This window comes from Micromonospora sp. NPDC006766 (assembly GCF_040636055.1).
Lineage (GTDB): Bacteria > Actinomycetota > Actinomycetes > Mycobacteriales > Micromonosporaceae > Micromonospora.
Genome location: NZ_JBEYIX010000019.1, coordinates 48,259 through 72,129, shown reverse-complemented (window position 1 = coordinate 72,129; position 23,871 = coordinate 48,259). Strand labels below are relative to the sequence as shown.

Annotated in this window: 20 protein-coding genes and 3 pseudogenes; 3 read left to right on the top strand and 20 right to left on the bottom strand. The window is 72.5% G+C overall.

Translation table 11 applies throughout. The annotated features are described in order from the left end of the window. Positions 1 to 31: 31 nt before the first annotated feature. From rny to ABZ671_RS17925, 8 genes and pseudogenes are all read right to left on the bottom strand, one after another. Positions 32 to 1,798, bottom strand: coding sequence for a ribonuclease Y (gene rny, locus ABZ671_RS17960; protein ID WP_357858760.1), 1,767 nt, complete (start codon positions 1,796 to 1,798; stop codon positions 32 to 34). Positions 1,799 to 2,541: 743 nt separating this feature from the next. Next, positions 2,542 to 3,237, bottom strand: coding sequence for a regulatory protein RecX (locus tag ABZ671_RS17955; RefSeq protein WP_357858757.1), 696 nt, complete (start codon positions 3,235 to 3,237; stop codon positions 2,542 to 2,544). 8 nt (positions 3,238 to 3,245) lie between these two features. Continuing rightward, positions 3,246 to 3,782 (bottom strand): annotated as a pseudogene (locus tag ABZ671_RS17950) (recombinase RecA); the annotation flags it as partial. Positions 3,783 to 3,917: 135 nt separating this feature from the next. Beyond that, a pseudogene (locus ABZ671_RS17945) lies at positions 3,918 to 4,766 on the bottom strand (recombinase RecA); the annotation flags it as partial. Between the two features lie 3 nt (positions 4,767 to 4,769). Next, positions 4,770 to 5,384 (bottom strand): annotated as a pseudogene (gene recA, locus ABZ671_RS17940) (recombinase RecA); the annotation flags it as partial. A gap of 185 nt (positions 5,385 to 5,569) precedes the next feature. Continuing rightward, positions 5,570 to 5,770 (bottom strand): DUF3046 domain-containing protein, encoded by a 201-nt coding sequence (locus ABZ671_RS17935; RefSeq protein WP_357543540.1) that lies wholly within the window; start codon positions 5,768 to 5,770, stop codon positions 5,570 to 5,572. Positions 5,771 to 5,774: 4 nt separating this feature from the next. Next, positions 5,775 to 7,145, bottom strand: coding sequence for an MFS transporter (locus ABZ671_RS17930; protein ID WP_357858753.1), 1,371 nt, complete (start codon positions 7,143 to 7,145; stop codon positions 5,775 to 5,777). A 68-nt stretch (positions 7,146 to 7,213) separates the two neighbouring features. Continuing rightward, positions 7,214 to 8,356 (bottom strand): acyl-CoA dehydrogenase family protein, encoded by a 1,143-nt coding sequence (locus tag ABZ671_RS17925; protein WP_357858750.1) that lies wholly within the window; start codon positions 8,354 to 8,356, stop codon positions 7,214 to 7,216. A gap of 117 nt (positions 8,357 to 8,473) precedes the next feature. Between ABZ671_RS17925 and ABZ671_RS17920 the strand changes: the two genes are divergently transcribed. Continuing rightward, entirely contained in the window at positions 8,474 to 9,193 is a 720-nt protein-coding gene (locus ABZ671_RS17920) for a YoaK family protein (RefSeq protein WP_357858747.1), read from the top strand. A 114-nt stretch (positions 9,194 to 9,307) separates the two neighbouring features. Here ABZ671_RS17920 and ABZ671_RS17915 read toward each other — a convergent pair whose 3' ends face one another. Together ABZ671_RS17915 and ABZ671_RS17910 are read right to left on the bottom strand one after the other, a co-directional pair. Continuing rightward, complete coding sequence (locus ABZ671_RS17915; protein ID WP_357858744.1) at positions 9,308 to 10,009, bottom strand: UdgX family uracil-DNA binding protein; 702 nt, start codon at positions 10,007 to 10,009, stop codon at positions 9,308 to 9,310. A gap of 229 nt (positions 10,010 to 10,238) precedes the next feature. Continuing rightward, on the bottom strand, positions 10,239 to 11,579 hold the full coding sequence (locus ABZ671_RS17910; protein ID WP_357858741.1) for an aminotransferase class I/II-fold pyridoxal phosphate-dependent enzyme: 1,341 nt from the start codon (positions 11,577 to 11,579) through the stop codon (positions 10,239 to 10,241). A 39-nt stretch (positions 11,580 to 11,618) separates the two neighbouring features. Between ABZ671_RS17910 and ABZ671_RS17905 the strand changes: the two genes are divergently transcribed. After that, positions 11,619 to 12,866, top strand: a complete 1,248-nt coding sequence (locus tag ABZ671_RS17905) for a bifunctional pyridoxamine 5'-phosphate oxidase family protein/GNAT family N-acetyltransferase (protein WP_357858738.1) — start codon at positions 11,619 to 11,621, stop codon at positions 12,864 to 12,866. Next, entirely contained in the window at positions 12,863 to 13,531 is a 669-nt protein-coding gene (gene leuE / locus ABZ671_RS17900; protein WP_357858735.1) for a leucine efflux protein LeuE, read from the top strand. Before ABZ671_RS17905 ends, leuE begins: the two co-directional genes overlap by 4 nt. A gap of 86 nt (positions 13,532 to 13,617) precedes the next feature. On the opposite strand, the gene ABZ671_RS17895 is transcribed toward leuE, so the two are convergent. The 10 genes from ABZ671_RS17895 to ABZ671_RS17850 all read right to left on the bottom strand — a co-directional run bounded on the left by ABZ671_RS17895 (position 13,618) and on the right by ABZ671_RS17850 (position 23,845). Beyond that, positions 13,618 to 14,532, bottom strand: a complete 915-nt coding sequence (locus ABZ671_RS17895; RefSeq protein WP_357858732.1) for a sporulation protein — start codon at positions 14,530 to 14,532, stop codon at positions 13,618 to 13,620. Positions 14,533 to 14,692: 160 nt separating this feature from the next. Beyond that, on the bottom strand, positions 14,693 to 15,757 hold the full coding sequence (locus ABZ671_RS17890) for a hemolysin family protein (protein ID WP_357858729.1): 1,065 nt from the start codon (positions 15,755 to 15,757) through the stop codon (positions 14,693 to 14,695). Further along, positions 15,754 to 17,103, bottom strand: a complete 1,350-nt coding sequence (locus tag ABZ671_RS17885; RefSeq protein ID WP_357858726.1) for a hemolysin family protein — start codon at positions 17,101 to 17,103, stop codon at positions 15,754 to 15,756. Before ABZ671_RS17885 ends, ABZ671_RS17890 begins: the two co-directional genes overlap by 4 nt. Positions 17,104 to 17,265: 162 nt before the next feature. Continuing rightward, positions 17,266 to 17,595, bottom strand: coding sequence for a monovalent cation/H(+) antiporter subunit G (gene mnhG / locus ABZ671_RS17880; protein WP_357858723.1), 330 nt, complete (start codon positions 17,593 to 17,595; stop codon positions 17,266 to 17,268). After that, positions 17,592 to 17,858 (bottom strand): monovalent cation/H+ antiporter complex subunit F, encoded by a 267-nt coding sequence (locus tag ABZ671_RS17875; RefSeq protein WP_357858720.1) that lies wholly within the window; start codon positions 17,856 to 17,858, stop codon positions 17,592 to 17,594. Before ABZ671_RS17875 ends, mnhG begins: the two co-directional genes overlap by 4 nt. Continuing rightward, positions 17,855 to 18,496 (bottom strand): Na+/H+ antiporter subunit E, encoded by a 642-nt coding sequence (locus tag ABZ671_RS17870; protein ID WP_357858717.1) that lies wholly within the window; start codon positions 18,494 to 18,496, stop codon positions 17,855 to 17,857. Before ABZ671_RS17870 ends, ABZ671_RS17875 begins: the two co-directional genes overlap by 4 nt. Further along, positions 18,493 to 19,998: a Na+/H+ antiporter subunit D gene (locus ABZ671_RS17865; RefSeq protein WP_357858714.1), complete on the bottom strand. Its 1,506-nt coding sequence runs from the start codon at positions 19,996 to 19,998 to the stop codon at positions 18,493 to 18,495. Before ABZ671_RS17865 ends, ABZ671_RS17870 begins: the two co-directional genes overlap by 4 nt. Continuing rightward, positions 19,995 to 20,453, bottom strand: coding sequence for a Na(+)/H(+) antiporter subunit C (locus ABZ671_RS17860; protein ID WP_357858711.1), 459 nt, complete (start codon positions 20,451 to 20,453; stop codon positions 19,995 to 19,997). The genes ABZ671_RS17865 and ABZ671_RS17860 overlap by 4 nt, the downstream gene beginning before the upstream one ends. Next, on the bottom strand, positions 20,450 to 23,275 hold the full coding sequence (locus tag ABZ671_RS17855; protein ID WP_357858708.1) for a Na+/H+ antiporter subunit A: 2,826 nt from the start codon (positions 23,273 to 23,275) through the stop codon (positions 20,450 to 20,452). The genes ABZ671_RS17860 and ABZ671_RS17855 overlap by 4 nt, the downstream gene beginning before the upstream one ends. 186 nt (positions 23,276 to 23,461) lie before the next feature. Further along, positions 23,462 to 23,845: a hypothetical protein gene (locus tag ABZ671_RS17850; protein WP_357858705.1), complete on the bottom strand. Its 384-nt coding sequence runs from the start codon at positions 23,843 to 23,845 to the stop codon at positions 23,462 to 23,464. Between the last annotated feature and the right edge of the window lie 26 nt (positions 23,846 to 23,871).

Genomic DNA, 23,871 nt, shown 5'->3' with positions numbered 1-23,871 from the left:
ATGGAGCCCCCGGTAGGAGCTGGCGCCCGGGTCAGCGGGCGATCTCGGTGACCCGGGACTCGCGGACCACCGTCACCCGGATCTGCCCCGGGTAGGTCAGCTCCTCCTCGATCTGCTTCGCCACGTCCCGCGCCAGGACCGCCGCGCCGATGTCGTCGACGTCCTCCGGCTTGACCATCACCCGGATCTCCCGGCCCGCCTGCATGGCGAAGACCTTCTCCACACCGAGCTTGCCGGCCGCGATCTCCTCGATCCGCTCCAGCCGCTTGACGTACGCCTCCAGGCTCTCCCGCCGAGCCCCCGGCCGACCCCCCGAACAGGCATCCGAAGCCTGGGTGAGCACCGCCTCGATGGTCTGCGGCGGCACCTCGTTGTGGTGCGCCTCGATGGCGTGCACCACGTCCTCGCTCTCCCCGTACCTGCGGGCCAGGTCCGCGCCGATGATCGCGTGGCTGCCCTCCACCTCATGGGTCAGCGCCTTGCCGATGTCGTGCAGGAACGCGCACCGCTTGATCGTCGGCACGTCCAGCCGCAGCTCGGCGGCCATCATCCCGGCGATGTGCGCGGTCTCCACCAGGTGCTTGAGCACGTTCTGCCCGTACGACGTCCGATAGCGCAGCCGGCCCAGCAGAGTGACCAGCTCCGGATGGATCTCGGTGATCCCGACCTCGACCAACGCGTCCTCGGCAGCCCGGTGACAAAGCTGATCGACCTCGTGCCGGGCCAGGTCGTAGACCTCCTCGATCCGGTGCGGATGGATCCGACCGTCCAACACCAGCTTCTCCAGCGTGAGCCGACCAACCTCCCGGCGCACCGGGTCGAAGCAGGAGAGCAACACCGCCTCGGGAGTGTCGTCGATGATCAGGTTCACCCCGGTCACCGACTCGAAGGCGCGGATGTTGCGCCCCTCCCGGCCGATGATCCGCCCCTTCATCTCGTCACCCGGCAGGTGCAGGACGCTCACCACGCTCTCCGCGGTCTGCTCGCTGGCAACCCGCTGGATGGCGTCGACGACGATGTGCCGGGCCCGCTGCTCGCCGGTGTTACGCGCGTCAGACTCAATGTCCCGGACCAGCAGGGCAGCCTCCCGCTTCGCCTGACTCTCGATCGACTCGACCAGCTCGGCCCGGGCCGCCTCGGCGGTCAACCCGGCCACCCGCTCCAACTCCCGGTGGCGCTGCTCCTCCACCTGCGTGAGCGCCTGCTCCCGCTCCACCAGAGTGGCCTCCCGGGCGGCCAGTGCGGCGCTGGCGGCCGTCAACTGCCGTTCCCGCTCCGCGAGCCGCTCCACCTCCTCGGTGTGCAGCCGCTCCCGCTCGTCCATCCTGGCCGCCCGCCGCTCCACCTCGGCGGCCTGCTCGCGGGTGGTCGCGGCGAGCACCGCCACCTCGCGCTCGCCGCTGCGCCGGGCGGCGGCGCGCAGCTGCTCGGCGTCCGCCTCGGCCTGCTTGTGCGCCCGCTCCAGCACGGTGTCGGCCTCGGCCCGAGCGTCGTCGAGGACCCGCCGAGCCTCCGCCCGGGCCGCCTTCGCCTCCGCCTTGGCGGCGGCCGCCTCCGTCCGGGCCGCGGCGGCGGCCGACTTCGCCACGTCGATCGTGCTGTTCACCTCGTCGGCGGCGCTGCGCAACGCCGCCAACGACTGCTCCTGCCGATCCTTCTCGGCGATGAAGGCCGAATCCTCGGGAGCGGGCGCGAGGTTTAGCCGACGCAGGGTACGGACGCCGACCAGGACAGCACCGACCACCAGGACGGCAAGGAGCACCACCACCACGAGGATGACGGTGTTGAACGCGCTCATACGGCCGCTCCGAATACGCGGCCGGCAGCGTACGGCAGACCCCCGGTGAACCTGTGCCACCCCGCCATGGCCGCCTCCCCTGCACGTCGGGCCGCAGGCTGTGTGCCAAACAGGCACGCACCTGCGGCTCTGGACGCCCGACCGAGCGGCTGGCCGTGGGTAGCTTCCGTCGGCGATGCCCCCCGTTGGACATCGCTGACGGCCGGTTGCAGTTGTCGACCGGCTCCGGACCACCGGTCCGGAGCTGCCGTCAAAGGCCGGTGAAGCTGGCCCTAAAAGTGATGCTGTTCTGTTACGCGATCTATGTTGTGCGCTTAGCCTGCGCTGGTCGGGCAATGTGAGCCTGTACGGCGAGGCTAGGTCTCCGAGGGCCGTTCGGTCAAGAAGTCATGATCAAACCACCCGGACGGAGAGAAGTTGCCAGGTCACACTACGTCGATCAGATGCCGGATACGTTCGGACAAACGCCCCGCCCGACCAGCCCCTCGGGGCAGCCTCCCGACCTGCTCAGAGCCCTCTCCGGCAGCACCATCGGAAGCCGAGAGGAGACCGTGGAAGGTGTGACATGACGCAACGAAAACCCCACACATTTCCCGCAAGTTTTTGCGGCCGCCGACCCGCGCGTTGCCGCCGACCCGCGCGTTGCCGCCGCGCGCAGCTTCGGGGAAGTTGCTGCCTCCCGGCGACAGGAGACAGCAACTTCCCTGAAGCTGTGCGGATCTCGAACGCGGCCCGGGCTGCCGTCAGTCGACGGGTCGGGGGGCCGGGTCGAGGTCCTGCTCGGCGTCGGCGAGCGCGTCGGCGTCGATGTGCTCGGCGAACTCAGCCGCCTCGGCGCTCTGCGCGGCGAGGGCGTCCTTCACCGCCCGGATCGCCACGCCCGGCGGATAGCCCTTGCGGGCCAGCATGCCGACCAGGCGGCGGAACACTGCGTCCGGCTCGCCCCGAGTGGCGCGCAGCTTCCGCTCCACCAGGGCACGGGCCGTCTCCGCCTCGGTCTCCTCATCCAACTCGCCGAGCGCCTCGCTGGCCACCTCGCCGTCGACCCCCCGTTGGCGCAGCTCGTTGGCGAGCGCCCGCCGGGCCAGCCCACGGCCGGCATGCCGGCTGCTCACCCAGGCACGGGCAAAGGCGGCGTCGTCGACGATGCCGACCTCGTCGTACCGGTCGAGAACCTGGGCGGCGACCTCCTCGGAGATGCCCCGCCGGGCCAGCGCGCCGGCCAACTCCGCCCGGGTACGCGGCCGGACCGCGAGCTGCCGCAGGCAGATCTCCCGGGCCAGCTCGGCCTCGTCCCGAGGCGGGGGGGCCGGAGTGGCCTCGGGATCGGACTCCTCGGCGCGGCGGCCCCGGCGGGGACGGGGCGGGGTGGTGGCGTCGCCCGCCCGGGGCGGGCTGGCATCCCAGCCCCGCCCCGTACGGGCACGTCGTCCTGCCATGGGTCAGATCAGAAGTCGACCGGCGGCAGCTCCGGGCCACCGGCGGCATCGCCCGCGCCGGCCCCGACGCCGAGCTTCTCCAGGATCTTCTTCTCGATCTCGGCGGCCACGTCCGGGTTCTCCCGAAGGAACTCGCGGGCCTTCTCCTTGCCCTGGCCGAGCTGATCGCCGTCGTAGGTGTACCAGGCACCGGACTTGCGGATGATCGACTGCTCCACGCCGACGTCGATCAGGGAGCCTTCGCGGGAGATGCCCTTGCCGTACATGATGTCGAACTCGGCCTGCTTGAACGGCGCGGCGACCTTGTTCTTCACGACCTTGACCCGGGTCCGGTTGCCGACAATGTCGGTGCCGTCCTTGAGGCTCTCGATGCGGCGCACGTCGAGCCGAACCGAGGCGTAGAACTTCAGCGCCCGACCACCGGTCGTCGTCTCGGGGCTGTTGTGCACCATGACCCCGTCGACGAAGTAGTTGTGGTTGCCCTCCACCTCGATATCGAAGCGGTTCATCGACCGAGTCTTGGGCTTGACGTGCACATCGATGATGCGCGCCGGCACCGGTGTGAGCTCCTCCGCGACGAACTGCGGCTCCACCGAGCACTGGCCGCGGAAGCGCGGAAGCAGCTTGGACTCCATCGCCGCCGGCATGTACGCCGCAATCAACTCCTGGAACTTCGCCGACGCCTCCGTGGTGAACATGATCGACGCGGTCTGTCGCGCACCCCGGGCCACCAGCTTCACGTCCATGCCGTACGCATCGCGCAGGTGCTCGACCAGGCGCTCTCGAGTGCCCTCCGCCATCGCTTCCACGCAGATCTCGATTCGGCCGGAACCGCCAGCCGTACGCTCCTGCAGGCCCTTCGAGCGAAGCGTGAAACACCCATCGTCCATGTACCAGACGGCGAGGGCGAGAGGAGTCAACGCCTTGAGGTAGTCCCAACTGAGGTGCTTCTTGCCGTCACCGAGATAAACCGCGCGACGCAGTTCGTCCAGCTCGGGCAGCGGGGTGAAGTCAACGAAGGCCGCCCCGCGAGCGTCGCTCCGCTGGGAGTGGCTGATGTTGGCGAGCAGCGAGACCTTCCAGTCGAGGTAGTCGACCTGCTGCGCGCCGTGCCCGAGGCGGAAACGGACGCCGGACCGGTCTCGCCGGTTCGGCGACAGGGCACCATCGCCCATCAGGGAGCCGAGCACGACCTGCCACTGCTGCTCGCTGAGGCGTCGCGGCTCGGTCAGCATGACCCGGTCGCCGGCAATCAGCTCGCCCGCCTCCCGCCAGCCGCCCGGAGTACGGACCATGTGGTTCGGGGTCGCGGCGAACTGGGCACGACCGTTGCCACCCGATTTGGCGACGGTGAACTGAAGGAAGTGCTCGGCCGGGCCGTTGTTGAACCAGTTGGTGATTCGCTTCGGCTCCACCCGGTCGGTCTCCGGGTTGTAGGAGAGAACCTCGACGTCCATCCGCTGGTTGACGATCTTGCCGATCTTCTCCTGTGTGCCGTCGGCCAGAGTGACCCTGGTCGAGTACGACATACAGCCAAACATGACTCCGATTTTTTCGCGGAGCTGGTTGATGAAGATCGCGGTGGTGCCGGTGTTGTTGAGCACACCGGTGATCTTCCGCAGCGCCTGGCTCATCAGCCGGGCCTGGAGGCCCACGTGGCTGTCGCCCATCTCGCCCTCGATCTCGGCGCGCGGCACCAGCGCGGCGACCGAGTCGATCACGATGATGTCGATCGCGCCGGAGCGGACCAGCATGTCGGCGATCTCCAGCGCCTGCTCGCCGGTGTCCGGCTGGGAGACCAGCAGGGCGTCGGTGTCGACGCCGAGGGCCTTCGCGTATTCCGGGTCGAGCGCGTGCTCGGCGTCGATGAAGGCGGCGATGCCGCCGGCCCGCTGGGCGTTGGCCACCGCGTGCAGAGCGACCGTGGTCTTACCGCTGGACTCCGGCCCGTAGATCTCGACGACCCGGCCACGCGGCAGGCCGCCCACGCCGAGCGCGACGTCGAGCGCGATGGAGCTGGTCGGGATCACGGCGGTCTGGATGACCGGCCGCTCCCCCAGCCGCATCACCGAGCCCTTGCCGAATTGTTTGTCGATCTGAGCGAGAGCAAGGTCGAGCGCCTTCTCCCGGTCCGGCCCTGCCGCCATCGTTGCCACCCCTGCCTTCGCCGGCGTCTTCCCTGAGCTTCGCGTCACGCGGGACACGCTAGGCGCTGGGTCCGACAGAAAACCAGCCGACGGGCTGTGAGCTGTGGACGAGCACCCCGCTGTGGACAATAGCCGAACAGGTGTACGACCCGGCAAGCGACACGCGGAGTTGAGAAAATGGCTGCTCAGCGTAGCCGTGCAGGCACCCGGTCGGGGTACGCGGCGACCACCGCCCGCCACACCACGTGCGTCTCCTCACCCGCGGCGAGGGCCTGCTCGATGGTCCGTCCGCCGAGCTGGGACAGCACCTGGTCACTGGCGAGACTGGCCGCGTAGCCCGGCCCGAACGCCTCCGCCAGCCGGGTCCAGAAATCGGTCAGCCGCACGTGATCAACCCTCCTCGTCGGGTGCCCCTGCGGGATGCCGGAGCCCGTCCGGCGCCGTCGGCGGCACCGGGCGCAACGCTAGCGCCACCAGGGGCACCACCGCGATCGCCGCGAGCAGGGTCAGGGTCGGATAACCCACGGCCCGCATGACAAACCCGCTGGCCGCCGCCGCGCCCGCCCCGGCCAGGCCCATGATCAGGTCGGAGAGCCCCTGCACGCTGGGCCGGCTGGCGGTGGGCACCGACTCGGACAGCAGGGTTGAGCCGGCGACCATGGTCCCGGACCAGCCCAGCCCGAGCAGGATCAGGCCCACCGAGAGCAGCGGCGTGTCGTGCCCGGCGGCGCCGGCGACCGCGCAGGCGGCCAGCAGCAGGGCCACGCCGCCGAGGATCACCGGGCGTCGGCCCAGCCGGTCGGTGAGCCAGCCGACCACCGGGGAGAGCGCGTACATGCCGGCGATGTGCAGGCTCAGCACGATGCCGACCACCCGGAGCACGTCCGTGTCGGCGTGCGACTCGCCGAGGCGTACCGGGGTCATCGACATCACCGCGACCATCACCAGGTGGCCCATCGCCACCGCGGCGAGGCCGAGGCGGGCGGCGGGCCGCTCGCGTACCGTCCGCCAGGCGCCGATCATGCCGGAGCGCCGGGCTGACGACAACTCCGGCTCGGCGCGTCTGACGCCGCGCTGCGACCCGGAGCCGTCGGTCGGGGCGACCGGGTCGGCCGCCGCGAGCCGGCGCGCGGTGAGCAGCGGGTCGGGCCGGAGCAGGAGCAGCAGTACGAGGGCGGCGAGGGTGAACGCGGCGGCGCTGAAGGCGAACGGGCCGGCCAGTGGGGGCAGTCCCCAGCCGCTGGCGGTGGTGTCGGCGAGCGTGGCGAAGTTCGGTGCGGCCACCGAGCCGATGGTGGTGGCCCAGACGATCAGGGAGAGTTGCCGGCCGCGGCGGGCGGGTTCGGCGAGGTCCACGGCGGTGTAGCGGGCCTGGAGGTTGGCGGCGGTGCCGCCGCCGAAGAGGAGCATGCCGAGGAACAGCAGTGGCACCAGGTGGGCGGTGGTGGCGATGACGACCAGGACGCCGCCGACGGCTCCGGTGAGGTAGGCCGTCACCAGGCCGGGTCGTCGTCCTCGGGCCGCCATGATCCGGGTGACGGGTACGGCGAGCAGCGCCGCGCCGACCACTCCGGCGCTCTGGGCGAGGCCGGCCAGGGCGGTGCCGGCGACCCGGGCGGCGAGGAGCGCTCCGACGGAGATGCCGATGGTGACGCCGATGCCGCCGATGGTCTGGGTGAGGAAGAGCAGCCGGAGCGTTCGCCGTTGGATGGGGGCGACGTCGGGCCGGGCCTGCGGCGGCGCGGTGAGGTCGGTGGCCATGCGTAGTGCTCCTCGGTAAGGGGTGACCATCCTCCCGCACCGACCGGACCGGCAGCGCCCGGTTTCTGCTACAGGCCGAGCCCGCGGCCGATGATCTCTTTCATGATTTCGGTGGTGCCGCCGTAGATGGTCTGCACCCGGCCGTCCAGCCAGGCCTTGGCCACCGGGTATTCGAGCATGAAGCCGTAGCCGCCGTGTAGTTGCAGGCAGCGGTCGGCGACCCGGTTCTGTAGTTCGGTGGTCCACCATTTGGCCTTGGCCGCGTCGGTGACGGTGAGCCGGCCGGCGTTGAACTCGGCGATGCAGTGGTTGACGAAGGTGCGCGCGATGGTGACCTCGGTGTCCAGTTCGGCCAGGAGGAAGCGGTTGTGCTGGAATTTTCCGATTGGCCGGCCGAACGCTTCGCGTGTTCGGGCGTAGTCGAGGGTGAGGGCGAGGAGCCGTTCGGCCGCCGCGACCGCCGCGACGGCGATGCCCAGCCGTTCGCGGGGCAGGTTGGCCATCAGGTGGTAGAAGCCGTGGTTCTCGGCGCCGATCAGGTTTTCCGCCGGCACTCGGCAGTCGTCGAAGAAGAGTTCGGCGGTGTCGTTGGCTTTCAGGCCGACCTTGGCCAGCCGCCGGCCTCGGGTGAAGCCGGGGGTGCCGGTTTCGACGACGATCAGGCTCAGCCCGTGTGCGCCCCGGTCCGGTGCGGTCTTGGCGACCACGATCACGAGGTCGGCCTGTTCTCCGTTGGTGATGAAGGTCTTCTGGCCGTTGAGGAGGTAGGTGTCGCCGTCGCGGACGGCGCTGGTGCGGACGCCGGCGAGGTCGGATCCGGCTCCGGGTTCGCTCATCGCGATGGCGGTGATCAGGTCGCCGGTGCAGAAGCCCGGTAGCCAGCGCTTGCGCTGGTCGACGGTGGTCAGCTCGGTGAGGTACGGGGCCACGACGTCGTTGTGCAGGCCGAACCCGAGGCCGGAGCAGCCGGCCGCGACGATCTCCTCGTCGAGCACGGCGTTGAAGCGGAAGTCGCGCTGCCCGCCGCCGCCGTACGCCTCGTCAACGTCCATGCCGAGCAGCCCGGCGGCGCCGGCTCGGCGCCACACCTGCCGGTCGACGATCCCGTCGGCTTCCCAGCGGGCGTGGTGTGGCACGGCCTCGCGGGCGAGGAATTCGCGGCACAGCTCGCGGAACTCGTGGTGTACGGGCTCGTAGAGATGATGTTCCATGGCGTTGAGTGTGCCGGCCGCGCCGGCGGGCGGGAAGGGCCGGGCGAGCTGGCACGTTTGCCGGCGTACAGGTCGGGTAGCTCGCGTGGTCCACCGGCCTGAGGTAGGGGGCGCGCGGTGTCCGTACCGGCCAGGGTTGTCTCGCGGGTCGGGCGGCGGGAGACGCTGGTGGTGCACGCGTTGAGCGCGGCGGCCGCCAGCGCGGACGTGGTCAGCTATCTCGGTCTGGGCCGGGCGTTCCCGGCGAACATGACCGGCAACACGGTGCTGCTCGGGATCGGGGTGGCCACCGGCGATCTGGCCGCGGCGGGGCGTTCGGCCACCGCGCTGGTCGCGTTCCTGCTGGGTGCGGGCGTGGTGGGGGCGACGGTGCCGGTGCGGGGTCGGTCGCGTGGGCTGGTGGGGGTGCTCGTGGTCGAACTGCTGCTGCTCGCCGCCTTGCCGGCGTGGTGGCTCGCGTTGCCCGGTCGTCCGTCGGGCTGGCCGCAGCACGCGCTCATCGCGCTGCTCGGTGGTGCGATGGGGATGCAGAGCGCGGTGACCCACCGGTGGGGCAGGGCCGGGGTGTCCACGACGTACATCACGGGTACCTGGACGGCGTTCAGCATCGGTGTGGCCAGTCGGCTGCGCGGCTGGGAGACGGGGAAGTCGGTCGGTCCGCTGCACCGCGAAGCCACCGTGCTCGGGCTGTACGCCCTCACCGCCCTGGGGGTGGCGGCGGCGTTCACCGCGTGGCGGGCCTGGGCCGCGCTGATCCCGGTGGCGTTGTTGGCCCTGTCCGTGGCGACCGCCGTCGCGGTGAATCGGGCCCGCTCAGCTGCCACCTTTCCGCATTGAACCCATGCCCCCATCCGGGATTCGGGAGATCTTGGAGAGTTGTCGTTCTCCTGGAACGGAAACTCTCCAAGATCCGGGCCGAGGGGCGGCAGCAGCGAGAACCCCAGCGGCCGGCTAGGCGGTGAGCACGGCGGCGGCCACCTTGAGGTCGGCGACGAGGCCGTCGTACGCCACGTCCTGGTTGTCGGCGCGCAGCACGGCGGACGGGTGGATGGTGGCCAGCAGCTGTGCCTGCGGGGCGTCGGCGACCTTGCCGGCGCTGTCCACCGGCACCCGCTTGAAGTCCTCCGGGCGCTGCGCGGCGGCCGGCCAGGGCAGCAGTTCCCCGCGCTGCCTCGTCACCCGGAACGTCGGGCCGAGCAGAGCCTTGGCGGCGGTGGCGCCGAGCACCACCACGACCTCCGGGCGGAGCCGGGCGAACTCCGCGACGAGCCAGGGCCGGCACGCGGTGATGTGCACCCGGTCCGGTGTCTGATGGATGCGCCGCTTGCCGCGCAGCTCAAAGCGGAAATGCTTGACGGCGTTGGTGAGATAGGTGTGGCCGGGGTCGATGCCCGCGTCGTCCACCGCGCGGCGCAGCACCCGGCCGGCCGGGCCGACGAAGGGCAGCCCCTTCTGGTCCTCCATGTCGCCGGGTTGCTCGCCGACGAAGACCACCCGGGCGCTCTCGTCGCCCCGGCCGAAGACGGTCTGCGAGGCGTCCCGGTAGAGCTCGCAGCCCCGGCAGCCGGCCGCGGCGGCGCGCAGTTGGTCGATGGTGTCCGCCTGCGGCGGGATGAACTCCTGGGCTCCGGGCGCGCTCTCGGTCTCGACCATGCCGACTTTATATACCGGTTTCGTCATCACCGCCCGGTCCCGGGGAAGGTCGGTCGTCAGTAGCTTCTGCTGAGGCCGCGCGAGATCAGCGCGATCGCGATGACCACCAGGATGATCACCAGCGTCGTCAGGCCGATCCAGACCCGGGTTCTGGAGCCGTTCGAAGCCACGGTCGCTACCTCCCGGCCGGGGTGTACCCGTCCCCGGCCGGGCCATGCCGTCGTCCGGCTCAGGCGGTGTATCCGGCTGGCGTCAGGGGGCGTACGGCTCGGGCGACCGCGTCGGCGAGCGGCGCGAGGTCGGCCTCGTCGAGGGTGCTGACGGTGATCCGTACGCCGGGCGCGGCGGCGACCCGGTTCAGCGCGCCGGGGGCGACGGACCAGCCGGCGTCACGCAGCGCGGTGACCGCCACCGTCTCGTCCGGCACGGGCACCCAGAGGTTGATGCCGGTCTGCCCGTGGGCGGTCAGTCCTCGGGCGGCCAGCGCGTCGACCAGCCCGGCCCGCCGCCCGTCGTAGCTCTCCGCCGCCCGGCGTACCAGGTCGGCGGTGGCGGGGTCGCGCCAGAGCGACAGGACCAGGCGTTGCAGCAGGGTGGAGACCCAGCCGGCGCCGACTCGGGCGCGGCCGGCCACCCGGGCCACCGTGGCCTCGTCGCCGGCGAGTATCGCGAGCCGCAGGTCGGGGCCGTAGGGCTTGCTCACCGACCGGACGAAGGCCCAGGTCGGGGTCGCGCCGGCCAGCGGATGCAGGGGTACGCGGGCCAGTTCGGCGGCGTGGTCGTCCTCGATCAGCAGCAGGTCGGCGCGGCCGGCGAGCAGCGTACGCAGGGCCGCGGCCCGGTCGGCGGAGACGGCGGCGCCGGTCGGGTTCTGGGCGCGGCTGGTGACGATCAGCGCGCGGGCGCCGGCGGCGAGGGCGGCCCGGACGCCGGACTCGGTGGGGCCGGCGTCGTCGACGGGCACTCCGATGGCGCGTAGCCCGAGCGCGGCGACGAGGTCGAGGAGGTTGGCCCAGCCGGGGTCCTCGACCGCGACCGGGTCGCCGGGTCGCAGGTGGGCGGCGAGCAGCCGCTCGATGCCGTCCAGCGCGCCCCCGGTCACGGTGATCTCGGCGGCCGGCACCCCGTCGGCGGCGAGCCGGGTGCGGGCCGCGTCGGCCAGTTCGGGGAGCACGGTGGTGGCCGCGTACCCGGTGGGTGGGCCGAGCTCGGCGGCGAGCGCGGCCAGGTGCGGGCCGAGCGGCGGCAGCAGCCGGTTGTCGGGCTGCCCGGAGGAGAGGTCGCGGGCGCCGGGCAGTGGCGGCGGCATCAGCGCGGCGCGGCGGGTGGCCACCGGCGGGCGGGGCCGGACTCGGGTGCCGTGCCGGCCGGCGGTGGCGACCAGGCCGCGCAGCCGCAGCTCCTGGTACGCCTTCGCGACGGTGGCCGGGCTGACCGCCAGCTCGACGGCGAGGGCGCGGACGGCGGGCAGGGCCTCGCCGGGGGCGAGGGCACCGGAGCGGATGCCGGTTTCCACGCTGGCCGAAATGGCGGCCGATGACGAGCCGATGATCTGATAACGTGCTGCCACAGTTCGGAGATTGTACTAGAACAAAGGTGGAGCTGCCGTATGTACCCCCGAACCGAACGGACCACCGCCACCCGGATGCGCGACCGGATGAGCTACGACGAGGCCGCCGCGCACGCCCTGCTGGACGAGGCGTACCACTGCGCGTTGTCGTTCGTCGTGGACGGTGAGCCACGCGTGCTGCCCACCTTGCACGTCCGCGTCGGTGACACCCTCTACCTGCACGGCTCCACCGGCAGCCGCCCGCTGCTCGCCGCCCGGGGCGGAGACGGCCTGCCGGTCTGCGTCGCGGTGACCCACCTCGACGGCCTGGTCTTCGCCCGGTCCCAGTTCAACCACAGCGCCAACTACCGCTCGGTGGTGGTGCACGGCACCGCCCGGCTGGTCACCGACGAGCAGGAGAAGCGCGACGTGTTCACCGCGCTGGTCGACAAGGTGGCCGCCGGGCGCAGCACCGACAGCCGCCCGCCGAGCCCGCGCGAGCTGGCCGAGACGGCGGTGCTGGCGCTGCCGCTGCGCGAGGTGTCGGTCCGCACCCGGGCCGGCGGTGTGGGCGACGAGCCGGCCGACCTCCACCTGCCGTACTGGGCCGGGGTGGTGCCGCTGCGGCTCACCGCCAGCGCGCCGGAACCGGACGCCGGGGTGAGCGTGCCGGTGCCGGCGTACCTGCGGCCGGCCCGCTCGCCCTGGCTGGAGCCGGTGGTGCTGCGCGGTGCGCACGTCGTGCTGGAGCCGCTCAACCTCTCCCACGCCGAGGAGCTGTACGCCGCCCTGGACGACGAGGAGGTGTGGCGGTACGTCGGCAGCCCCCGGCCCACCGGCGTCGATGACACGGCCGGCCTCATCCGGGCCGCGCTGGCCGACCACCAGCGGGGCGTACGGGTGCCCTGGGTGCAGCGCTGCGCGGTCACCGGCGCGGTGGTCGGCACCACCTCCTACTACCACCCGGACGAGGGGCTGCGGACCTTGGAGATCGGGTGGACCCAACTCGGCCGGGCGTGGTGGCGCACCGGGATCAACACCGAGGCGAAGCTGCTGCTGCTCACCCGGGCCTTCGAGGAGTTGGACGCGATCCGGGTGACCTGGCAGACCAGCACGCTCAACGAGCGCTCACAGCGGGCCATCGAACGGCTCGGCGCGACCCGGGAAGGGACGCTGCGGTCCAACCGGCGGCGGGCCGACGGCTCCTGGCGGGATTCCGCGCTCTATGCGATGCTCGCGGCCGAGTGGCCCAACGCACAACTCCGGCTGCGGGAAAGGCTTCGCCCGGCGGCACCCGTGGCGTCATGATGTCCGGCGTGCTGGGCATCACTGACATCTGGACATACGTGCTGGGGACGGTGGCGATCGTGCTGCTGCCCGGGCCGAACTCACTCTTCGTGCTCTCCACCGCCGCCAAGCGCGGGGTGGGGGCCGGCTACCGGGCCGCCGGCGGCGTCTTCGTCGGCGACGCGGTGCTCATGTTTCTCTCCGCCGCCGGGGTGGCGTCGCTGCTCAAGGCGTACCCGCCGCTCTTTCTGGTGGTCAAGTACGCCGGCGCCCTGTATCTCGGCTACGTGGGGCTGACCATGCTGCGCGGCGCCTGGCGGCGCTGGCGCGACCGCAACGACCCGGCGACGCCGCGGCTGATCGACGCGGCGGAGCCGGCGGCGATGAGCAGCCCCTTCCGGAAGGCGCTGGTGATCAGCCTGCTCAACCCGAAGGCGATCCTCTTCTTCATCTCGTTCTTCATCCAGTTCGTCGATCCCGGGTACGCCTGGCCGGCGCTGTCGTTCGTGCTGCTCGGGCTGATCGCCCAGGTGGCCAGCGCGCTCTACCTCACCGCGCTGATCTTCACGGGCACGTTCCTGGCCGCCCAGTTCCACCGCCGGCAGCGGCTGGCCGCCGGCGCCACCACCGGGATCGGCGTGCTCTTCCTCGGCTTCAGCCTCAAACTCGCCACCGCCTCGATGTAGGAGGGGCCCCTTCTTACCGCCTGCGGTAGAGGAGGGGCCCCCTGTTAACGCCGTCGGCCTAGCGGCGGTCCGCGCGGCGTGCGGGGTCAGGTGCCGTCGCCGCCGCCGCCGACGCCGGGGCCGCCGCCCGTGCCGCCGAGCCCGTAACCGGGTGCGACGGGCTCGTCCGGCGGCCGGCTGACGTGCGCGGACCCCTGGATCATGGCGGACCAGTCGGCGTGCGCGGCGGCGGCAGCGTGCCGGTTGATCGCGTGGCGCAGCCAGCCGTCCACGGTGGCGACCCAGTCCCGTTGGTCGGTGTGCCGGACCCGGAAGCGGCTGATGCTCTGGTGGGTGACCCCGGCCAGGGAGAGCCGCCGGTCGGCCCAGAGCAGCACCTCCAGCCCCGCCGCGTTGGTCACGAAGATCACCTCCAGTTCGGTGATCGGACCGGCGTACAGCGGCGCCACCCAGTAGCCGAGCCGCTCGTGGAACGGCAGCTCCTGCTCCACCCCGGGCAGCCGGCCCTGCTGCAGGCCCGCCTGCCGCATGACGAACCCGAGGGTGTCCAGCGCGGCGAGGACGTGCTGCTGGGCGGGGAGCGGATGGACGAAGACCGGCACCATCGCGCCCTGGTCCAGGTCGGGGTCGACCGACACCTCGGTACGCAGCCCGGTGCGCAGGCTCATCAGCGGCACCCCACCGAAAATGGTCACCGGGGTCTCCCAGGGCAGCGGGAACGCGAAGTCGACCGCCCGCCGCCGGCCGGCCGGCACCACGAACCGGCCGGCAATCGGCACCTGGTGATACTGCACCAGCCGGCGGGGCGAGTCGGGATCCTCCGGCTCGACCTGGGCGACCAGGCCGAGCCGGATGTGCCGCACCGGCACGTCCGCGCCCTCGGCCATGAGGGTCACCCGGCCGGGCAGCCGCAGCCCGGGGCGGGTGCTGGGGTTGGGCAGGGTGGTATGTACCGAAAGCCCGGTCCAGACGGATTCCGACGACACCCCGGTCAGCCGCATCCGCGCGCCCCCTCTCCTCCGATCCGGCGGGATTCCCCGGACGCCGGCCGGGCACTCCTGGCCCCGGCTCCGCCCCGGCCTGGCCGGCAGTGGGCACGGCTCCGCGCCCGGTCCCCGGACGACAAACCGCGGTCTGGGTGCGTGTGGTGAGGGCGGGACGTCAGCGCAGCCGACGGCCCCGGGGCACCGGGTCGGTCTCGTCGTCGAACTCGCCGATGACCTCCTCCAGCAGGTCCTCGAGGGCCACGAAACCGATCGGCCGGGTCGGGCCACCGCCGTTGCGGACCAGCGCCAGTTGGGCCTGCCGGCCGCGCATCGCCGCGACCGCCTCGGTGACCGAGGCGCCGGCAGGCAGCACGAACGCCGGGGTCATCAGCTCGCCGGCGGTCGCCGACCGGCCGGTGGTGACCGCGCGGACCGCCTCGCGTACGTGGACCAGGCCGCAGACCTCGCCGCCGGCGTCGACGACGGCCAGCCGGGAGCGACCGCTGTCCCGGGAGACGTGCTCGATCTGCTCGGCGGTGGCCTCCCGGCGGACCGCGACGATCCGGTCGAACGGCTCCATCACCTGCGCCACCGTGGTGCCCTGCAACTCCAGCATGCTGGTCAGCATCTGGTGCTGCTCGGCGCCGAGGAGCCCGTGCTCGCGGGACTGCTCCAGGAGGATGCGCAGCTCGTCCGGGCCGTGCACCTGGGCGAGCTGGTCCTGCTGGTGCACGCCGACGAGCCGCAGCACCGAGTTGGCCAGCGCGTTCAACGCGGAGAGCACCGGACGGGCGACCCGCGCGAAGGCCCGGAACGGCAGCGCCAACAGCATCGCCGAGCGCTCCGCGTCGGTGATCGCCCAGGACTTCGGGGCCATCTCGCCGACCACCAGGTGCAGGAAGGTCACCAGGGCCAGGGCGAACACCAGCCCCACTATGTGGCTCGCCGCCTGGGGCAGCCCGAAGGCGTGCAGCAGCGGGCTGATCAGGTGCTGGATCGCCGGTTCGGCCAGAGCGCCCAGCCCCAGGGTGCACAGGGTGATGCCGAGCTGCGCCCCGGCCAGCATCAGGCCCAGCTCGCGGGCCCCGTCCAGGGCCGCGCGGGCCGCCCGGCCACCACCGGCCGCCGACTGCTCCAGGCGGTAGCGCTTGGCCGCGACCAGGGCGAACTCGGCCGCCACGAAGAAGGCGTTGAGGGCGAGGAGTACGACCGAGAAGAAGAGCGCGAAACCGGGCGTCATGCCGCCGCCTCCCCGCGCTCGGCGATCCGGAGCCGGACGGAGTCGGCCACGTGCCGGTCAACGGCCAGCACCTCGACCAGGGCGCGCGGCTCGGCGTCGGGCTCGTCGCCGTCGGCGCCGAGGCTGATCTCCAGTCGGTCGCCCACCTCGGGCACCCGGCCCAGCTCCCGCATCACCAGCCCGGAGACGGTGTCGTACTCGGGCGCCTCGGGCAGCGCGATGCCGGTGCTGTCGGCGACCTCGTCGATCCGCCAGCGGGCGGGCACCACCCAGGACCCGTCCTCCTGCCGCGCCGGGGCCCGCTCCGGCGGATCGTCCTCGTCGCGGATCGGCCCGACCAGTTCCTCGGCGATGTCTTCCAGCGTGATGACGCCGGCGAATCCGCCGTACTCGTCAACCACGCAGGCGAGCTGCCGGTGCCCGACCCGGAGCCGGTCCAGCACCGTCGGCAACGGCAGCGTCTCCGGCACCAGCAGCGGGGGTACGGCCACCGTCGCCACCCGGGTGGTGGCCCGCGCCGCGGGGGGCACCCCGAGCACGTCGGCGATGCCGACCACGCCGATCAGGTCGTCGACCCCTTCGGCGCCCCGGACGGGGAACCGGGAGTGGCCGGTGTCGAGCAGCTCGACGACCCGGCTGACCGGTTCGTCGGCCCGTACGGTGTGCACGTCGACCCGGGGAACCATGGCCTCCCCGGCGGTCAGTTCCCGGAAGTCGAGGCCCCGGTCGAGCAGATCGGACATCGCGGCGTCGAGGTGCCCCTCCTCCCGCGAATCGGCGATGATCTGTTCCAGGTCCTCCGGGGTGGCGCCGCTCGGCAGCTCCTCGATCGGCTCGATGCCGACCCGACGCAGCAACCGCACTGCGGCCCGGTCGAAGAGGGTGATCACCGGGCCGGCGACCTTCAGATAGATCAGGGTGGACTGGGCCAACGCCCGGGCGAGGGGCACGGCGCGGGCGATGGCCAGATTCTTCGGGGCCAGCTCGCCGAGGACCATCTGCAATACGGTGGCGATGATCAGAGCGAGCGCCACCGACAGCGGCAGCGCCACGCCGGTGGGGACCCCAGCGACGCCGAGCAGGTCAGCCAGCCCGGTGCCCAGGTACGGCTCGGCGGCGTAGCCGACCAGCAGGGCGGTCACGGTGATGCCGAGCTGGGCGCCGGAAAGCATGAACGAGAGCCGGCCGGTCACCTCCAGGGCCCGGGCGGCGGCCCGGTCGCCGCCGTCGGCGAGCTGTTTGAGCTTGCCCCGGTCCACGGCGACGTAGCCGAATTCCTGGGCCACGAAGTAACCGGTGGCGGCGGTGAGCACGATGATGAGAGCGAGTCCGACGAGGATCAGCACGGGAGAGTCAGGGCTCCCGGGATCGTCGGGCCGAGGGGTTGCCGGGCCGTACCCGGCTGGCTACTGCTGCCCTCCTGGGCAGAAGAGTCGATCATGCCGCCATTCTATCGGCGTTGCCTGGCCGCCCGCTGAAGGTGCCGGGAAGCATGCCCGGCGTCCGGTTCACCGGCCGGCCATCTCGTCGGTGTCCAGCAGGTCGCGGTCGATGCGCCCGGACCGGTAGGCGGCTCGGCCGACCATCTGTGCGGCGACCGGCGCGGTGGCCAGCTGGAAGAGCGCGACCAGCGCGATCATGCCCAGGTCGGCGGGCGTACGCAGGCGCAGCGCCAGCCCGGCCAGGAGCAGCAGCACGCCGAGCACCTGCGGCTTGGTGGCGGCGTGCATCCGGCCCAACGCGTCGGGGAAGCGCAGCACGCCGACCCCGGCGGCGAGGGTGAGCAGCGCGCCGGCCAGCAGGCAGGCCGCGCCCGACCAGTCGGCGATGGCGCTCATCGTGTCTCCTCGCGTACCGAGAAGCGGACCAGGGAGACGGAGCCGACGAAGCCCAGCAGGGAGAGCACCACCAGCACGGGCAGCGTGGCGGCGTGCCGGGTGACCGCCGCTTCCGCGCCCACCGCGCCGAGCATGGTGGCCAGCAGCAGGTCGGCGCCGACGACCCGGTCGAGCAGCGACGGCCCCCGGTAGATACGGGCCAGGGCGAGCAGCGCGGTGACCGAGAGCAGCACGGTCAGCGCGACGGCGAGAAAGGCGGTCACGGATTCCTCCTGTCGACGGATTCGACGCCGAGCTGGCGTACCTCCTGTGGGGAGCCGACGGCGCGGACGATGCGCCGTTCGACGGCGAGGACGCGAGCGCGGTTGGCGGCCAGGTCCTCGGGGCGGCAGACCTCGAGGACGTGCACGTACAGGACGCCCCGGTCGCGGTCCACGTCGAGGATCAGGGTGCCGGGGACCAGCGTGACCAGCTCGGCGGTGAGGGCCAGGTTGAGGTCGGTGCGGACCCGCAGCGGCACCGCGAGGATCGCGCCGCGCGGCCGGTAGCCGGGCCGGATCGCGATGGCGGCGACGTGCACGCTGGCGCTGATCAGCTCGCCGACGAAGGTGCCGGCGAGGACCAGCAACGCGCCGGCGCGGAGCCGGCCGCCGAAGGTGACCGGCGGGAGCGGGAAGAAGATCAGCACGGCGGCGCCGACGAGGAGACCACCGAGCAGGTTGGCCCAGGAGAACTGGCCCCAGAGCAGCTGCCAGATCACCACCAGCCAGCCGAGCGCCACGGCCTGGTCGCGACGCCACCCACGCCGTCGGACGGCCGGCGTCGGCCCGTCGTCGGGCGGATGCGCCCCGTCGGGCGGGCGGCCCGCCGGCCCGCCGGGAGCCGACGCCCCACCGGTCACCGGACGTCCGCCGGCAGGACGGCCCGGATGTACGGGGTGCGCTCGTGCAGGTCGGTGGCAGCGTGCACGGTGACCCGGAACAGCGGCCCGGCGACCAGGGTCAGCGCCACACCGAGCGCCACCAGGGCGACGGTGGCGCCGACCATCAGCGCGGACAGTCGGACGGGCGGGTGGGGGGTGGCCAGCCGGGAGGTTCGCCAGAAGGCGATGTTCCACACCCGGGAGACGATGTAGAGGGTGAGCAGGCTGGTCACCGTCGCCGCGGCAACCAGCAGCCCGGGGAGCACCCCACCGGCGGCCACGCCGGCCTGAAGCAGGCCGAGCTTGCCGAGGAAGCCGGAGAACGGCGGGATGCCGGCCAGGTTCATCGCCGGGACGAAGAAGAGCACGGCGAGCAGCGGGGCGACCCGGGCCAGACCGCCCAGCCGCCGCAGGTCGGTGCTGCCGGCCCGCGCCTCGACCAGGCCGGCGACCAGGAAGAGGGTGGTCAGGATGGTGATGTGGTGGACCACGTAGAAGATCGCCCCGGACAGGCCGGCGATGCTGCCCAGCGCCACCCCGAAGATCATGTAGCCGATGTGGCTGACCAGGGTGAACGAGAAGAGCCGCTTCATGTCGTACTGGGCGACCGCGCCGAGGATGCCGACCAGCATGGTCAGCCCGGCCACCACCAGGAGCAGGTTGGCGACCTGGCCGCCGGGAAAGAGCAGGGTCTCGGCGCGGATGATCGCGTACACGCCGACCTTGGTGAGCAGGCCGGCGAAGACCGCGGTGACCGGGGCCGGCGCGGTCGGGTAGCTGTCCGGCAACCAGGCGGAGAGCGGGAAGACCGCCGCCTTGATGCCGAAGGCGAGCAGCAGCATGAGCTGCAAGGCCAGGCGTACGTTGCCCGGCAGGGCGTCCAGCCGCCCGGCGAGCTGGGCCATGTTCATGGTGCCGGTGGCCGCGTACACCAGGCCCAGCGCGGTCAGGAAGATCATTGAGGAGAGGATGCTGACCACCACGTACGTCGGGCCGGTGCGGATGCGGGTCTCGGTGCCGCCGAGCGTGATCAGCACGAAGCTCGCGGCCAGCAGGATCTCGAAGCCGACGTAGAGGTTGAACAGGTCCCCGGCCAGGAAGGCGTTGGCCACGCCGGCGGTGAGCACCAGGTAGGTGGGGTGGTAGATGCTCACCGGGGCGGTCTCGCCGGTCTCGCCGCGGCCGTGGCCGATCGAGTAGAGCAGCACGCAGAGGGTCACCGCCACGGAGACCACCAGCAGCAGCGCCGCCAACTGGTCCGCGATCAGCACGATGCCGACCGGCGCGGGCCAGCCACCCACCTGCACCACCACGGGCCCGTGCCGGTACGCCTCGACCAGCAGCAGCACCGCGACCGCCAGGGTGGTGGCGAGGCTGGCCACGCTGATCGTCCGTTGCAACCGGGGCCGGTTGCCCACGAGCAGGGTGAGCGCGGCGCCGAGCAGCGGCACCACCACCGGCAACGGCACCAGGGCGGTCACCTATGTTCCCCCCGGCGCAGCGCTGGCTCCGGGTCCACCTGCTCCGGGTCGGCGTCCGGCCCCTCGCCGCCGAGGTCCGCGGTGGACACCTCGTTGCGCTCGGCGAGCCGGGCGATCTGCCGGTCCTCCAGATCGTCCTGCACCTCGTCGTCGCCGCTGAGAAACCAGTCGCGGTACGCGACCGCGAGCAGGAACGCGGTCAGCCCGAAGGTGATCACCACGGCGGTGAGCACCATGGCCTGCGGCAACGCGTCGCTCATCCGGTCGATCGGCCCGCTGCCGACCAGCGGCGCGCCGCCGGGCCGGCCACCGACCAGGATCAGCAGGTTCACCCCGTTGCCGAGCAGAATGATGCCGAGCAGGATGCGGGTCAGGCTCCGCTCCAGCAGCAGTGTGACGCCGGTGGCGACGAGCACCCCCACGGCGAGCACCAGGACCAGGCTCGGCTGCCTCATCGCCGCTGTTCCTTCCGCTGGACGGTGAGCCCCCGGGCCGGCTCGCCGGCCGCCTCGATGTGCCGGTCCACCTCGGCGCCGAGGCTGCGCAGGATGTCCAGCACCAGCCCGACCACGATCAGATAGACGCCGATGTCGAAGAAGAGCGACGTGACCAGGTGGAAGTGACCGACCAGGGGAAGCCACAGGGGCACCTGCGTGCTCTGCAGCACCTCGCCGGTGGTCAACAGCCCGGCCATCCCGAAGCCGACCGAGATGGCCAGCCCGGCGCCGAGCACCGTTCCGGTCCCGAGCGGAACGGCCTCGGCCAACTCGTACCGGCCGCCGGCCAGGTAGCGGACCGCCAGGGCGAGGCTGGCGACGAGCCCGCCGGCGAAGCCGCCCCCGGGCGCGTTGTGCCCGGAGACGAGCAGGAACAGGGAGAAGAGCACCACGGTGTGGAAGATCAGCCGGGTCACCACCTCGAAGACGATCGAACGCCGGCGCTCCTGCAGGGTGGCCCCGCCGCGCAGCCACACGGTGCGCCGGTCCCCGGACGGGCGGGGGCGGCGCGGCCGGGGCCCGGTGCGGGATCGCTGGTAGATCAGGCTGGCCACGCCGGTCGCGGCCGCCACCAGCACTGAGATTTCCCCCATGGTGTCCCAGGCCCGGATGTCCACCAGGGTCACGTTGACCACGTTGCGGCCATGGCCCTCGACGACCGCCAGATCGGGGAAGGCCAGCGAGATCGACGGGGCACGCCGGGCACCGGCCGCGACGAGGGCGAGCCCGGCGAGCACCAGCCCGGCGGCGATCCCGACCCCCCGGCGTACCCAGCGGCTGCTCCGCAGCGGGCGGGCCGAGAAGCGGTCCGGCAGCCGGCGCAGCACCAGCACGAACACCGCGATGGTGGCCGTCTCCACCAACATTTGGGTGAGCGCCAGGTCGGGCGCGCCGTAGAGCACGAACATCATCGCCGTGCCGTAGCCGGTCACCCCGACCAGCAGCATCGCGGTGAGCCGGCGCCGGGCGCCGATCGCGAACACCGCCGCCACCGCGATCACCACGCAGACCACGACCTGCGCGGGAGTGTCCCAGGCGACCACACGGGTCCGCCAGGGCCGGCTGGCCAGCATCGCCGCCCCCGGCGCCAACACCAGCACGAGCAGCATGGTGCCGAGGTACTGCGGCAGGGCACCGCGCTGGGTGGCGCCGGTGACCTTGACGGCGAACCGGTCGAACTGGTGGGTCACCCACTCGTACCCCTGGTTGCCGCTGACCGGGGAGCGCAGCCGGGCCAGTGCCGGAGCGAGCGGGCCGCGGACCAGGTGCAGTGCCACCCCGCCGGCGAGTACGACGCCGGACAGGCCCAGCGCCACGGTCGGCCCATGCCAGAGCGCCAGGCCCTCCTCGACCGGGCCGAGCAGTTCGGCGTACGGGCGGAGCAGGCCGCCGAGCCAGCCGGCGCCCGGGCCGGCGGCGAGCCCGGCGACGGCGAGCAACGCCGCTGGTACGAGCATCACAGCCGGGGGCGGCGCGACGTCGGTTGCCGGAACGCCCGGCCGTCCGGCGAACGCGCCCCAGAGGAACCGGATGCTGTACGCGACGGTGAGTGCGCTGCCCGCGACGAGCACCACGAGCACCAGGGGCTGCCCGGTGAACGCGGCGAGGACCGCCTCCTTGGCGACGAAGCCGAGCAGCGGCGGCACCCCGGCCATCGAGGCGGCGGCCAGCGCGGCGACCCCGGCGAGCACGGGCGCGCTCCGCCACACGCCGGACAGGTCGCGCAGGTCCCGGCTGCCGGCGCTGTGATCGACGATGCCGACGACGAGGAAGAGGGCCGCCTTGAACAGCGCGTGCGCCAGCAGCATCGCGGTGCCGGCGAGGGCCGCCTGCGGGGTGCCCACGCCGAGCACCACGGTGATCAGCCCGAGTTGGCTGACCGTCCCGTACGCCAGCAGCAGCTTGAGGTCGGTCTGGCGCAGCGCCGCCCAGCCCCCGACGACCAGGGTGACCAGCCCGGCGGCCACGGTGACCGGCCGCCACGGGCCGGCCGGGGCGAGCGCCGGGGCGAGCAACGCGACCAGGAAGACGCCGGCCTTCACCATCGCCGCCGCGTGCAGGTACGCGCTGACCGGTGTCGGCGCGGCCATCGCCACCGGCAGCCATGAGTTGAACGGGAACACGGCGGATTTGGTGAGCGCCCCGACCAGGATCAGCAGCACGGCGGTGACGAGGTACCCGCCGCCGGGCAGCGGCACGGTGGTGATCAGCGACACTCGGTAGCCGCCGGCATGCCGGCCGAGCAGCAGGAAGCCGACCAGCATGGCCAGCCCGCCCAGCGTGGTGACGGTCAGTGCCTGGGCGGCGGCCAGCCGGCTGGACCGCCGTTCGGTGCTGTGCCCGATCAGCAGGTAGGAGAAGACCGAGGTGAGTTCCCAGAAGACGTAGAGCAGCAGCAGGTCGTCGGAGACGACCAGGCCGAGCATCGCCCCGGCGAAGGCGACCATGACGGCCGCGAACCGGGCCAGCCCCGCCGAGCCGGCGTGGAAGTAGCGGGCGGAGTAGACCAGCACCAGCGCGCCGACCCCGCCGACCAGCAGCAGCATCAGCCAGGACAGGGTGGTGACCCGCAGCGCCACGTCGAGCGAGAGCTCCTCGACCCACGGGTACGTCTCGACGACCGCGCCGCCGGCGCGGATCGTCCCGGTGTGGGCGACGGCCCAGCCGAAGGTGGCGGCCGGGGCGAGCGCGAGCGGGTAGCAGGCGCGCGGTCCCCACTTCTTGACCAGCTGGGGCGCGAGCAGGGCCGCCACCAGGTGCAGGATCAGCAGGACGAGCACTCGTACTCCAGGTCGAGGTGGCAGCGCGCGCCGGCACGCTGCGCCACGACCGATCCCACGTCAGATTGCCGGACCATGGGCCGGTTTGCGAAAAATAACCCGGAGAGTGCACGAATCGGCGTATCCCGGATCAGCACAGGCGCGACGTCGCCGGCCGGCACGCGACGCTCGGGTCGTGGTACGGCGTCAGACGCGCCGAGCCGGAATGGTCGTAGCCGGCTCGGGGGCCGGGCGCTCCCGTGGGGTCTCCACCAGCAGGTCGAGACGGCCGAGCTGGCGGACGGCCTTGTTGACCACCCGTTGCGCGGCGGTGAGGGAGCGCACCGGCAGCAGCTTGCCGCGGCTTTCCCGACGCAGGACGAAGTAGTGCACGGCGGCGCGGACCAGGCCGCGGTCGGCGGCGCTGGAATGGGCGGTGGCGGCCACCAGCTCACGCAGGCAGCCGGCCAGTTCCTCGGCGAGCTCCAGCTCGGGGCCGTGCAGGCCGGTGCGGAGCACGGCGAGATGGCCGTCGACCTTGCGGATAAGCACATCCGTCCCGGACCCGGAACCTCGCCCGTCGACGGCCATCTATGCCCTCCACCCACGCCACGTTG